Source organism: Providencia sp. PROV182 (assembly GCF_028480325.1).
Lineage (GTDB): Bacteria > Pseudomonadota > Gammaproteobacteria > Enterobacterales > Enterobacteriaceae > Providencia > Providencia hangzhouensis.
In genome coordinates, this window is sequence record NZ_JAMPOL010000027.1 from 23273 (window position 1) to 34708 (window position 11436).

General features: G+C 40.5%; 10 protein-coding genes. 5 read left to right on the plus strand and 5 right to left on the minus strand.

The window, feature by feature from the left end; genetic code table 11:
* Nucleotides 1-285 precede the first annotated feature (285 nt).
* A complete protein-coding gene (locus PR834_RS18020; protein ID WP_094961932.1) occupies nt 286-1134 on the plus strand; it encodes an EamA family transporter in 849 nt (282 codons plus the stop codon).
* A 121-nt stretch (nt 1135-1255) separates the two neighbouring features.
* Nucleotides 1256-2656 (plus strand): amidohydrolase, encoded by a 1401-nt coding sequence (locus PR834_RS18025; protein WP_094961931.1) that lies wholly within the window; start codon nt 1256-1258, stop codon nt 2654-2656.
* A 67-nt stretch (nt 2657-2723) separates the two neighbouring features.
* Here the strand turns inward: PR834_RS18025 and dnaJ are convergent, their stop codons facing one another.
* Both dnaJ and dnaK read right to left on the minus strand, forming a co-directional pair.
* The gene (gene dnaJ, locus PR834_RS18030; protein WP_112307826.1) at nt 2724-3860 is read right to left on the minus strand and encodes a molecular chaperone DnaJ; all 1137 of its coding nucleotides are present in this window, start codon (nt 3858-3860) and stop codon (nt 2724-2726) included.
* 111 nt (nt 3861-3971) lie between these two features.
* Nucleotides 3972-5888: a molecular chaperone DnaK gene (gene dnaK / locus PR834_RS18035; RefSeq protein WP_004905650.1), complete on the minus strand. Its 1917-nt coding sequence runs from the start codon at nt 5886-5888 to the stop codon at nt 3972-3974.
* Between the two features lie 336 nt (nt 5889-6224).
* Between dnaK and satP the strand changes: the two genes are divergently transcribed.
* Nucleotides 6225-6791 carry an acetate uptake transporter gene (satP, locus tag PR834_RS18040; RefSeq protein WP_196725265.1) on the plus strand — a complete coding sequence of 189 codons (567 nt, stop codon included), beginning with the start codon at nt 6225-6227 and terminating at the stop codon, nt 6789-6791.
* Between the two features lie 78 nt (nt 6792-6869).
* On the opposite strand, the gene mog is transcribed toward satP, so the two are convergent.
* Complete coding sequence (gene mog, locus PR834_RS18045; RefSeq protein ID WP_262960880.1) at nt 6870-7451, minus strand: molybdopterin adenylyltransferase; 582 nt, start codon at nt 7449-7451, stop codon at nt 6870-6872.
* A gap of 190 nt (nt 7452-7641) precedes the next feature.
* Nucleotides 7642-8595 carry a transaldolase gene (gene tal, locus PR834_RS18050; protein ID WP_036958561.1) on the minus strand — a complete coding sequence of 318 codons (954 nt, stop codon included), beginning with the start codon at nt 8593-8595 and terminating at the stop codon, nt 7642-7644.
* Nucleotides 8596-8981: 386 nt separating this feature from the next.
* Between tal and yaaA the strand changes: the two genes are divergently transcribed.
* Entirely contained in the window at nt 8982-9758 is a 777-nt protein-coding gene (yaaA, locus tag PR834_RS18055; protein WP_004905658.1) for a peroxide stress protein YaaA, read from the plus strand.
* A 191-nt stretch (nt 9759-9949) separates the two neighbouring features.
* Nucleotides 9950-10942: an aldo/keto reductase gene (locus PR834_RS18060; protein WP_094961928.1), complete on the plus strand. Its 993-nt coding sequence runs from the start codon at nt 9950-9952 to the stop codon at nt 10940-10942.
* Between the two features lie 48 nt (nt 10943-10990).
* On the opposite strand, the gene PR834_RS18065 is transcribed toward PR834_RS18060, so the two are convergent.
* Nucleotides 10991-11413, minus strand: a complete 423-nt coding sequence (locus PR834_RS18065) for a DUF411 domain-containing protein (RefSeq protein ID WP_004905661.1) — start codon at nt 11411-11413, stop codon at nt 10991-10993.
* Nucleotides 11414-11436 lie beyond the last annotated feature (23 nt).

The following is an 11436-nucleotide window of genomic DNA, read 5'->3' on the forward strand; positions in this document are numbered from 1 at the left end:
GGTTAGAGATCACGGCAAATGAGAAAAAAACGTTAATTTTACTATAGACAACTTTTATAAAAACAAATAATAAATTTTGTGATAAACAGACTTTATAAATTCAACTTTTCTAGTACATCAAAATTTATCCCTTTTATTTGCACAAGAAAAACTTGCCTGTTTCTTTCTTCGATACCTTTTGTAAAAACGATAAATATGGAAGACTATTTACAAAATATTTGCCAAACGTTTCGCAAAACAATGTGTTTAGATTGCTAATAAAATACTAATGATTACAATTTAACGATGACAACTTACGTATTACTTTCTGTGCTGTTTGCAGCTTTTTGCCATGCAAGCTGGAACGCTATAGTTAAATTTGGTAATGACCGTTTTTTCGGCCTAGTCATGATTTCTGTTTTTTCTGGCGCCTTAGCGATACCAGCAATACTTTGGTTAGGCCTACCATCACCAGAAGCTATCCATTGGTTAGCGTTATCGGTACTGTTTCATATTGGCTATACCTATTTTTTAAGTCAGGCTTATACACATGGCGATTTAAGCCAAATTTACCCAATATCACGTGGTTCTGCGCCATTAATGACAGCAGTACTAGGTGCTTTGCTATTTAACGAGCTCATTCCTCTAATGGGTCTTATTGGTGTTTTGTGCATTATTAGTGGCGTAGTGCTCATTGCTTTTGCGGGTAAAAAATTCACATTGAATATTAAGGGAAAAGCACTAGTTTTTGCCTTATCAACCGCCTTCTTTACGGCTTGCTATACCCTATCCGATGGCTATGGTGCCAGAGCAAGTGAAGACCCTGTCGTGTACACACTTTGGTTGTTTCTTTTAAATGGGATTGTGTTAGCTGTACCTGGCCTTATCAAATATCGTGGTACCCTACTTGTTGGAATTCAACAATACTGGCGTTCAGGGTTGCTAGGTGGGTTAATGCAACTCATTAGCTATGGCATTGCCATATGGGCGATGAGCCAAGCACCGATTGTCATGGTCGCCGCAGTTAGAGAAACTAGCGTACTCTTTGCCATGTTTTTATCCATTGCTTTTCTTAAAGAAAAATTCAACGTCATGCGAGTCATTGCCTGTGTTGTTATTGTTTTTGGTGTTTTATTAGCAAAATTAAGTCATTAATAAAATTGTTATTATTTGAATGTTTGGTTATCAAGCAACTAATTTAGCTTTATTAAAAATCGTATTATTGCTTTTTATTTACCCATAATTGTTATATTTTCTCACCAGATATGAGGCCAAAATGTCGCTTTTAAAATCTTTACTGGCTATTTCCATTATTAGTGCTTCTTTTCCTAGTTTTTCAGCTATCCCCGCGGACACCATAATTGTAGATGGAACCATCTTAACAATGGATGCTAAAAAGCAGGTTATTGACCATGGTACAGTTGTCATCAAAGGCAATAAAATTATTGCGGTTGGTGGCCCTGAACTTGCTCAAAATTATCAAGCACCTAATGTCCTGAATGTTAATGGCGATATTGTCATGCCAGGGCTAATTAACACTCACACACATGCATCTATGACCGTGTTTCGTTCCTTAGCTGATGATGTGCCAGACCGTTTACACCGTTATATTTTCCCATTAGAAAATAAAATGGTTTCCCGTGAAATGGTACGAGTTGGGGCCAACCTTGCGAATATTGAAATGATTAAAGGTGGAGTCACAACTTACGTTGATATGTATTACTTTGAAGATGAAGTGGCTAAAACCGTTGATAAAATTGGACTAAGAGCGGTTCTTGGGGAATCAGTGATTCAATTTCCCGTCGCTGATGCAAAAAATGCAGATGAAGGTATCGATTATGCAGTCAACTTTATCAATCAATACAAAGATCACCCACGTATCACCCCTGCTTTTGCGCCTCATGCGCCTTATACCAATACAACAGAGCATTTACAGAAAATAGCAAAATTATCTCAAGAACTTAATGTTCCAGTAATGATCCATCTGGCGGAAACTGACCGTGAACAAGAAGAAATAGCCAAACGTACAGGAGGGAAAAGCCCTGTACAATATATGGCTGACATTGGCGCACTGAATAATAAAGTTATTGCAGCGCACGCCATTATGGTTGATGAAAAGGATATGGATCTACTCAAGCAGTATGATGTCGGCGTTGCGCATAATATCAGTGCGAATACTAAGTCTGCTAAAGGTGTTGCCCCTGTGACAACCATGCTGGAAAAGGGGATCCGCGTTGGTTTGGGAACGGATGGACCAATGTCGAGTAATACGCTAACGACGTTAAATGAGCTAAATTTAGTCGGTAAAATTCACAAACTAGCCAATAAAGATAGAGCAGCGATGCCACCAATCACTGTTGTTGAGATGGCGACCATGGGCTCTGCGCGGGTATTACATATGGAAGACAAACTCGGCTCTCTCGAAGCAGGGAAATTAGCTGATATCATTGTTATTGATACCAAATCACCAAATATGGTTCCTATGTATAGCCCCTATGCCGCATTAGTCTATGGCGCAAATGGAGCCAATGTTCGCCATACTATTGTTGATGGCAAGGTATTGATGCAAGACCGTAAAATACTGACTGCTGATGAAAATACAATTATCAAAGAAGCTCAAGATTTTGCCAGTAAAGTCCGCGAAACTGTGGTTGCTAGTGGTGAAGTCGTAAAATAAGATAAAAAAATGGCTGACTTGGCAATATGCTCAGTCAGCCATTCTAGCTTTTCCAATTATTAACTAATTATTTATTAGTTAAATCATCAAAGAATTTCTTAACGCCATCTAAAAAGCTTTTAGAGCGCGGGCTGTTCTTCTCACCACTCTTTCCACCTAGTGATTCACCAAACTCTTTGAGCAACTCTTTTTGTTTCTCATTGAGTTTAACGGGGGTTTCAACAACAATGTGGCACATTAAATCACCTTGCAGACCACCACGTACCGATTTCACACCTTTTCCTTTCATACGGAAAATTTTACCAGTTTGGGTTTCTGCTGGGATTTTCAGTTTTACACGGCCATCAAGGGTTGGTACTTCAATTTCGCCCCCCAGTGCTGCATCAGCAAAATTAATTGGAACCTCGCAGTGCAGGTTATTACCATCACGCTCAAAAATATTATGAGGCAACACATGAACCTGAACGAATAAATCTCCTGCTGGTGCCCCGTTTTCTCCGGCCTCACCTTCTCCTGACAAGCGAACACGGTCACCTGTATCTACACCTGCTGGAATTTTAACTGACAGTGTTTTATATCTTTCAACACGGCCATGGCCATGACATTTGTTGCATGGATCTTTGATAACTTTACCGCGACCATGACACGTTGGACAAGGCTGTTGTACAGAGAAAAAGCCTTGGCGCATATGGACTTGGCCCATACCGTGACAGGTTGAGCACGTATCCGCACTAGTTCCTGGTTTCGCACCATTACCATGACAAACGTCACAGGTTTCCAAGGTTGGAATACGGATTTCTTTGGTCACTCCACGGACAGCCTCTTCGAGAGTCAGTTCCATGTTGTACTGTAGGTCAGAACCACGGCTTGGGCGCTGCTGTCTGCGGCCGCCTCCAAAAATATCACCGAAGACGTCACCAAAGATATCACTAAAGTCTGCGCCACCACCGAAGCCACCGCCTCCGCCCATTCCACCTTGCTCAAACGCAGCATGACCATACTGGTCATAAGCCGCACGTTTTTGCTCGTCAGAAAGAACTTCGTAAGCTTCTTTGATCTCTTTAAATTTATCTTCTGAACCTTTATCACCCTGATTACGGTCAGGGTGATGCTTCATCGCTAAGCGCTTATAAGCACGCTTAATATCTTTATCCGATGCATTTCTTTCGAGGCCTAATACCTCATAAAAATCTCTTTTTGCCATTTAATTTTACCCTTAACATGCGGAACGGGCGTAGAGTTGCCTCGACGCCCGTATCCGGTATCAGTAACCATTAACTATCATTTGCTATAGTTACTGCGCCCGCTAAGGGCATTATTTTTTGTCTTTGTCGTTAACTTCTTCGAATTCAGCATCAACAACATCATCATCTTTTTTCGCTTCTGCGCCAGCGCCAGCTGCACCGCCCGCTTGAGCTTGTTGCTGTGCGATTTCCAGAAGTTTTGCAGATGCCGTGACTAAAGCTTGGATTTTCGCTTCAATATCCGCTTTGTCTTCACCTTTTGCTGCTGCTTCTAATTCAGAAGTTGCTTTTTCGATATTCGCTTTATCTTCAGCTGGTAATTTATCACCGGCTTCTTCGATTTGTTTACGAGTACCGTGAACTAATTGGTCAGCTTGGTTACGAACCTGAACTAGCTCTTCAAATTTACGGTCAGCTTCAGCGTTTGCTTCTGCGTCACGTACCATTTTTTCGATTTCCTCATCATTCAGACCTGAAGAAGCCTTAATGGTGATGTTTTGCTCACGTCCACTATTTTTATCTTTAGCAGAAACATGCAAGATACCATCCGCATCGATATCAAAAGTCACTTCGATTTGTGGCATACCACGTGGTGCAGGTTGAATACCATCTAAGTTAAACTGCCCCAGTGATTTGTTGTCACTTGCGCGTTTACGCTCACCTTGCAGAACATGGATAGTTACCGCTGCTTGGTTATCTTCAGCTGTTGAGAACACTTGGCTATGTTTAGTTGGGATAGTGGTATTCTTCGCAATTAACGAAGTCATCACGCCACCCATGGTTTCGATACCTAAAGACAGAGGAGTTACGTCAAGTAACAGAACGTCTTTAACATCACCCGCTAAAACACCACCTTGAACTGCCGCACCCATTGCAACTGCTTCATCTGGGTTAACGTCTTTACGTGGTTCTTTACCAAAGAAATCAGCAACAACTTTTTGAACCATTGGCATACGTGTTTGACCACCAACTAAGATAACATCGTTGATTTCGCTCACGCTTAAGCCTGCATCTTGCAGAGCAACTTTAACTGGCTCCATAGAACGCTTAACTAAATCTTCTACCAGTGACTCTAATTTCGCACGAGTCACTTTAATATTCATGTGTTTAGGACCTGTTGCATCTGCTGTAATATACGGCAGGTTAACATCTGTTTGTTGTGCAGAAGACAGCTCAATTTTCGCTTTTTCTGCAGCTTCTTTCAGACGTTGCATTGCTAACGGGTCGTTACGCAGGTCAACACCTTGTTCTTTCTTAAATTCTTCAACTAAGTAGTTGATTAAACGTGTATCAAAGTCTTCACCACCTAAGTGTGTGTCACCATTGGTAGCCAGAACTTCATACGTTTTTTCGCCATCAACTTCATCGATTTCGATGATTGATAAGTCGAATGTACCACCACCTAAGTCATAAACCGCGATAGTACGGTTACCAACTTCTCTGTCTAAGCCATATGCTAATGCAGCTGCTGTTGGTTCGTTAATGATACGTTTTACTTCTAAACCAGCAATACGGCCAGCATCTTTAGTCGCTTGACGCTGAGCATCGTTAAAGTAAGCAGGTACAGTAATAACTGCTTCTGTTACTGGCTCACCTAAATAGTCTTCTGCTGTTTTCTTCATTTTTTTCAGAACTTCAGCTGAAACTTGTGGTGGAGCCATTTTTTGGCCTTTCACATCTAACCAAGCATCGCCGTTATCAGCCGCAATGATTTTATATGGCATGATAGAAACGTCGCGCTGAACTTCTTCGTCTTGGAAACGACGACCAATCAAACGTTTAATTGCAAATAAAGTATTTTCTGGGTTAGTCACTGCCTGACGTTTCGCTGGCTGACCAACTAAAATTTCACCATCTTGAGTGTACGCAATGATGGAAGGAGTAGTTCTATCACCTTCGCTGTTCTCCAGAACACGAGCTGTAGTACCATCCATAATTGCAACGCATGAGTTAGTTGTACCCAAGTCGATACCAATAATTTTACCCATCTAAAACGCCTCCAAAGGAATTCTTTTCACTATGATTTCGATATCAATCTATATGAGGCTCAATATTTCATTTTCAAGGGAGTTTTCACTCTGAGCCTAAATTATTTTTCAATACGCAATAATTTGGATTGATATCAGTTGATGCTTTTAAGATGGGGTCACAAATTCATTCATCAAGGGGGAGAATCAAAAAAATTTGCATTTATTGCAAAAAAACCTGTCTTGTGATCATGGTTTAAACAATTAAAACTGCGTATGATGCGCCGCCGCTGTCACTTTGGCAAAACCTTTTTGTTTTTTATCTATTTGAATTTTTTATATTTTACCAGAGGTTATATGCAGTCTAGCTCTCTTGCAAATCCAGGCCCACTTGGTTTACTAGGCTTTGGTATGACAACCATCCTGCTGAATATGCATAATGCAGGTTTTTTCCCTCTTTCATCCGTTATTTTAAGTATGGGCATTTTTTATGGTGGTATTGCTCAATTTATTGCAGGTCTGATTGAATACAAAAAAGGCAATACATTCGGTGCAACTGCATTTACCTCTTACGGTATGTTTTGGATTGCATTAGTGGGGTTATTATTTTTGCCTTCAATGGGATTAGCCGAAGCAACTTCACCTGAGTTTTTAGGTGTTTTCCTCGCTATTTGGGGAATTTTTACCTTTTTCATGTTTTTAGGAACCTTCAAAGCTAATTTTGTTTTGCAATTTGTCTTTGGTAGCTTAACTGTATTATTCGCTTTATTAGCGATTGGCAATATTACGGGAAATGCAGCATTACTAAAATTTGCTGGTTTTGAAGGAATTATCTGTGGCGCAAGCGCATTTTATTTAGCGGTCGCAGAAATATTAAATGAGCAATATGGCAAAACGGTATTACCGATTGGCCAACGTGGTTAAATTTAACTAACGTATGTGATTTTATGCATTAAATATTATTAATCAGGTGAGCTAAGCCTCACCTGATTACATCGCAAACTATTCAGGACGAATTGCGGATTTAGGCCTAAATGCCTTCACAACCGTAGAGTCTGTTTCTACATATGGGCCGTCAAGCAATTGAATACAATAAGGAACACTGGCAAAAATACCAGAAACTACCACATTCCCTTCTTTGTCTTTTAAACCTTCCAGAGTTTCCGCGATCGCTTTAGGCTGCCCAGGTAAATTTAAAATCAAAGCCTGGTTGCGTATTACCCCTACTTGGCGTGACAGTATCGCAGTAGGGACGAACTTTAGGCTAATTTGGCGCATTTGTTCGCCAAAACCTGGCATTTCACGGTCTGCAATCGCAAGGGTTGCATCAGGCGTGACATCACGGCGAGCAGGTCCTGTGCCGCCTGTGGTTAGGACTAAATGGCAAGCAAACTCATCCACCAGCTCACATAATGTTTGCTCTATCATGATTTGCTCATCAGGGATCAGGCGAGTTTCGATACGAAAAGGGGTTGTCAACGTTTTCGCTAACCACTCTTCTAATGCGGGAATGCCTTTGTCTTCATAAATACCACTCGAAGCACGATCAGAAACGGAAACCAGACCTATGCGCAATTCATCCATACAAACCTCAAAGAAATTATTCAATCAAAAACTGTTCACTTAATAATAAACAGGGGCAATATCATACCATGATGAACGATTGCATAAAGCGCCCTTGATTTTATATCTTGAAATTGAGAACTAACTCAATGAAAAATAGGCATAAAAAAACCCAACCAACAGGCTGGGTTTTAAGGAAAAATGAAATAAATTACAGTAAGTCTGCAATCATTTTTTCTAGTTTTTCTTGGTCTACTGCAAACTTACGGATACCGTCAGACAGTTTATCAACCGCCATTGGGTCTTGGTTGTGCTGCCAATAGAACTCTGCTTCAGTCAACTTAGCGCCTGGCTCTTTAGTTTTACCTGTATCAGTCAGTTTACGTACTAATTCACCTTGTGATTCAGACAGCTCTTTTAATAAGCCTGGAGAGATAGTTAAACGGTCACAACCTGCTAGTTCAATGATTTCACCCACGTTACGGAAGCTTGCGCCCATAACCACAGTTTTATAACCGTGAGCTTTGTAGTAGTTGTAGATTTCAGTAACAGAAACCACACCTGGGTCTTCATGTGGTGCGAATTCTTTCTTATCTGTATTCGCTTTGTACCAGTCAAGAATACGGCCCACAAATGGAGAAATCAGGTATACGCCCGCTTCCGCACAAGCACGCGCTTGAGCAAAAGAGAATAATAAAGTCAGGTTACAGTTAATGCCTTCTTTTTCCAGTTTCTCTGCAGCACGGATACCCTGCCAAGTTGAAGCCAGTTTAATCAGAATACGGTCATTGCTGATGCCTGCATCGTTATACATTTTGATTAAGTGACGCGCTTTAGCAATACAAGCTTCTTCATCATAAGACAGGCGCGCATCAACTTCAGTAGAAATACGACCTGGAACTAATTTCAGAATTTCCAGACCGATATTAACAGCCAGCTTGTCACAAGCATCAACAATTTGTTGCTCGCGATTATTGCTTTGCTTACGAGCCCATTCTACCGCTTCATCAATTAATTTACGGTACTCAGGAATTTGTGCAGCATTTAAGATCAGCGAGGGATTTGTGGTCGCGTCTTGTGGTTTGTAAAGCTTCATCGCTTCGATGTCGCCAGTATCAGCAACAACAGTTGTCAGACTACGTAATGAGGTTAGTTTATCGGTCATTTCTTTAATCTCGTTGTTATACCCGTCATATTCCAAGTTGTAGCGGTGGTTAGCTACCTACAATTCTTGCGACTCTTGTGGTGTAGGCTAACAAACTGCAACTTGAATTACTTTGCGTATTATAAAGGAATTGTGGCTATCGCCGCACCGTCTACAGATAATATCATGCATCCATATTGCTGCAAGCAAGTAAATCTAGTCAAAAGCAACTATTTGATTGGCAATCGATTTCGCTAGCCAATTAGAAACTGAATCCTTTTAGCTAGTTATATTGTGCTATCATTGTAATTAAAGAATAATATTGGTTTGGCTTATCGTATCAATTAGCCAATTAGGAAGAATTTTTGCTAAAGTAAGCAGTATCATTCTTTATAAAGGGTCAAGTCATGCTTATTACAATTTCACCTGCAAAAACATTAGACTACGAAAGCCCACTTGCGACACAGCAGTTTACTCAGCCTGAATTACTTACTGAGTCACAAAAATTAATTAATGTCTGTCGTAAATTAACCCCTGCAGATATTGCCAGTTTAATGAAAATTAGCGACAAGCTTGCGGGGCTCAATGCTGCCCGTTTTGCAGAATGGCATGCGGACTTTACCCCAGAAAATGCACGCCAAGCGATCCTTGCCTTCAAAGGGGATGTGTATACGGGTATGCAAGCAGAAACCTTTTCTCAAGACGATTTTGCGTTTGCTCAATCTCATTTACGCATATTATCAGGTCTTTACGGTATCTTAAGACCGCTAGATTTAATGCAACCTTATCGCTTAGAAATGGGAATTCGATTAAAAAATACCCGTGGAAAAGATTTATATGAGTTTTGGGGAGACATCATTACCAAGCAATTAAATCACGCATTAGCGGAGCAAAAAGATCAAATATTAGTCAACCTTGCCTCAGATGAATATTTTAAATCGGTGAATACAAAGAAATTGGACGGGCAAATTATCAAGCCTATTTTCCTTGATGAAAAAAATGGTAAATATAAAGTTATCAGTTTTTATGCAAAAAAAGCGCGGGGTTTAATGAGCCGCTTTATCATCCAAAATAAATTAACGAAAACAGACCAACTAGCTGATTTTAATTTAGAAGGCTATCAATTTGATGAAAGCCAATCTAAAGGTAACGAGCTGGTATTTACCCGCTCAGAGCAAGCCTAATATACAAAACGTGGGGATTGGTACGCAGCCGATACCCACGAATGCCAAAATACTTCACGCTTTTTTCGGGCTCTATCACAATTTACTCATAAACCTTCTAGTCAAGAACAAATTAGCATTGATTCCTCAGCCTACTTTTTAGCTTTATGACAGTATAAATTGAGTTTTACCCACTATTTTGGAGGTGAAGTATGCCTTATGTTGCATCATCAAAGCGCTATACTGAAATGGAATATCGTTTATGTGGCCGTAGCGGATTACGCTTGCCACTGATTTCATTAGGGTTATGGCACAACTTTGGCGATAACAAACCCTTTGATAATTGCCAAGCCATGCTTCGCCATGCTTTTGACCTTGGGATCACCCATTTTGATCTTGCTAATAATTATGGGCCACCACCAGGCTCTGCCGAAAGTACATTTGGCAAAATTATGCAGCGGGATTTTCTGCCTTATCGCGATGAAATGGTTATTTCATCAAAAGCGGGTTTCACTATGTGGGACGGCCCTTATGGTGACTGGGGAAGTAAAAAATACTTAGTTGCAAGCCTAAACCAAAGTTTGAAGCGAATGGGATTAGATTATGTAGATATATTTTATCATCATCGACCTGATCCCAATACCCCACTAGAAGAAACCATGGGAGCGCTAGATCTCATTGTTCGCCAAGGAAAAGCCCTGTATGTGGGGATTTCTAATTACCCAACCAATTTAGCCAAAGAAGCCATTAATATTCTCAATGAATTAGGAACCCCTTGCCTGATTCACCAACCTAGATATTCCATGCTAGAACGTACTCCCGAAGAAGATTTACTCGATTTACTGGAAGAAGAAGGCGTTGGCTCTATCGCATACTCTCCATTGGCTGGTGGGATATTAACCGATCGCTACCTTAATGGCATCCCTGCTGATTCACGTGCTGCAGGTAATCCTTCTTTGCCCCCAGAAAGACTCACGTCAAACATTTTATCAAAGGTTAAACAACTGAATGAACTGGCAACAAAAAGAGGACAAAAGCTAAACCAAATGGCATTAGCATGGCTACTGAGACACGACAGGATCACTTCCGTTCTCATTGGCGCAAGCCGTATCAGCCAAATTGATGATGCAATGGGGATACTAAAAAATCGTAATTTTACGCAAGAAGAGCTCAAAGCCATCGAATTAATATTAGAAGGCGAATAAAACACACAAGTTGCAGGATATCCTGCAACTTAATAAATTTTATCTCAATTAACGATATTCCCCATTTGCTTTAAACTGCACCACAGAATAAGGCTGAGTACGGCCATCTGGCTGCTCCATCCCTAGGCTACCAATTGGCATACCCGGAACAGAAATCCCTACCACATCCGCTGGTAAGGCATCAATCGCATCAAGACTGCTGACAGGAACATGGCCAACAATCACTTTACCTTTGTATTTAGCGATATGACAGCTGCGTAAGTTATAAGGCACATTCAGCTCATCATTCAGTTTGTTCAACTCATCATAACTGATTTCATTGACCACAACGTCATACCCTGCTTTTTTAACTCCTTCTCCCCATAATTGGCAGCAACCACAGTTTGCATCTTTATACAATTGCACGCTCTGGTTTTGAGAAAATGCAGAAAATGACAGTAAAAACATTCCACCTAAAATTATCTTCTTCATTGCTATTTACCTTATCAATAATA

Excerpts from the sequence above, each read along its gene's own strand:
- PR834_RS18020 (WP_094961932.1), top strand. The coding sequence starts at position 286 with ATGACAACTTACGTATTACTTTCTGTGCTGTTTGCAGCTTTTTGCCAT.
- PR834_RS18025 (WP_094961931.1), top strand. The coding sequence starts at position 1,256 with ATGTCGCTTTTAAAATCTTTACTGGCTATTTCCATTATTAGTGCTTCT.
- dnaJ (WP_112307826.1), bottom strand. The coding sequence starts at position 3,860 with ATGGCAAAAAGAGATTTTTATGAGGTATTAGGCCTCGAAAGAAATGCA.
- dnaK (WP_004905650.1), bottom strand. The coding sequence starts at position 5,888 with ATGGGTAAAATTATTGGTATCGACTTGGGTACAACTAACTCATGCGTT.
- satP (WP_196725265.1), top strand. The coding sequence starts at position 6,225 with ATGCAGTCTAGCTCTCTTGCAAATCCAGGCCCACTTGGTTTACTAGGC.
- mog (WP_262960880.1), bottom strand. The coding sequence starts at position 7,451 with ATGGATGAATTGCGCATAGGTCTGGTTTCCGTTTCTGATCGTGCTTCG.
- tal (WP_036958561.1), bottom strand. The coding sequence starts at position 8,595 with ATGACCGATAAACTAACCTCATTACGTAGTCTGACAACTGTTGTTGCT.
- yaaA (WP_004905658.1), top strand. The coding sequence starts at position 8,982 with ATGCTTATTACAATTTCACCTGCAAAAACATTAGACTACGAAAGCCCA.
- PR834_RS18060 (WP_094961928.1), top strand. The coding sequence starts at position 9,950 with ATGCCTTATGTTGCATCATCAAAGCGCTATACTGAAATGGAATATCGT.
- PR834_RS18065 (WP_004905661.1), bottom strand. The coding sequence starts at position 11,413 with ATGAAGAAGATAATTTTAGGTGGAATGTTTTTACTGTCATTTTCTGCA.